The 1318-nt window shown below is 63.3% G+C and carries 2 protein-coding genes; both read left to right on the top strand.

The features are described from left to right. Nucleotides 1-87: 87 nt before the first annotated feature. Nucleotides 88-780, top strand: coding sequence for a substrate-binding domain-containing protein (locus tag DMB66_RS59950; protein ID WP_233625633.1), 693 nt, complete (start codon nt 88-90; stop codon nt 778-780). Nucleotides 781-803: 23 nt separating this feature from the next. Continuing rightward, nucleotides 804-1318: ABC transporter permease (locus DMB66_RS59945; RefSeq protein WP_148112979.1), on the top strand; the 515-nt coding region annotated here is incomplete at its 3' end.

The following is a 1318-nucleotide window of genomic DNA, read 5'->3' as shown; positions in this document are numbered from 1 at the left end:
CGGCTGGTGCCAAGGGTTTCCTGATCACGCCGAGTGATTCCAAGGCGATCGTGCCGTCGATTGACAAGGCGCGGCAGGCAGGGTTTGTTGGTCATCGCGCTGGACACCCCGACGGATCCGGCCAACGCTGTTGATGCGACCTTCGCCACCGATAATTATCAGGCGGGCAGGTTGATCGGGCAGTGGGCCAAGGCGAAGTTCGACAAGGACGGTAAGCAGGCCAAGATCGCCATGTTGGATCTGAACGCCAACCAGGTCTCCGTGGATGTGCAGCGTGACCAGGGCTTCCTGGAGGGTTTCGGCGTCGATGTGAAGGACAAGGCGAAGATCGGTGATGAGGCCGACCCGCGGATCGCCGGGCATGACGTGACCGACGGTGCCGAGGACGGTGGGCGCACGGCGATGGAGAATCTGCTGCAGAAGGACCCGTCGATCAATCTGGTCTACACGATCAACGAGCCGGCGGCGGCGGGGGCGTATCAGGCTTTGAAGGCGGCTGGTAAGGAGAAGGCTGTCACGATCGTGTCGGTCGATGGTGGCTGCCCGGGTGTCGATAACGTCAAGGCCGGTGTCATCGGTGCGACCTCGATGCAGTTCCCGCTGAAGATGGCCTCGCTGGGCATCGAAGCGATCTCCAAGTTCGCCAAGGACGGCACCAAGCCGCAGGCCACCGCCGGTAAAGACTTCGTGGACACCGGTGTCCAGCTGATCACCGACCAGCCGCAGAGCGGTGTCGAGGCCAAAGACTCCGCCTGGGGCAAAGAAAACTGCTGGGGCTGAGTCAGGGAACAGGAGGGCCGGCCATGGCCACGAATTCTTCGCAAGCCACTCCCCCGTCGCCGAAAACGGCCGCCGGGCGACCTGAGCACGAGCACGACTTCGACACCTCGGGACCCGAGTCGTTCGGGTTGCGGGTGCAGCATCTGCTGCACGGTAATCCGACGCTGGGCCCGTTGGCTGTCCTGATCGTCGCGATCCTGGCTTTCTCGCTGGCCAATCAGCGGTTCTTCTCCGCACCGAACCTGTCTCTGGTGCTGGCCCAGGTCACCGTCATCGCCGTGCTGGCACTGGGTCAGACCCTGATCATCCTGACCGCTGGTATCGACCTGTCCGTCGGCGCCGTCGCGGTGTTCTCCTCGATCCTGATGGCCAGCTTCGCCACCAAGATGGGTATGCCCGGCATCCTGGCGCTGCTCCTCGGCCTGATCGCCGGCACCGCCATGGGCGCCCTCAACGGTTTCCTGGTCACCCGGATCAAACTGCCACCGTTCATCGTCACCCTCGGCACCCTGAGTATCTTCTTCTCCCTCAACTCCGT

This window comes from Actinoplanes sp. ATCC 53533, from assembly GCF_003947245.1.
The sequence above is the reverse complement of the archived record's forward strand: the minus strand, read 5'-3'. Positions and strand labels throughout refer to the sequence as shown.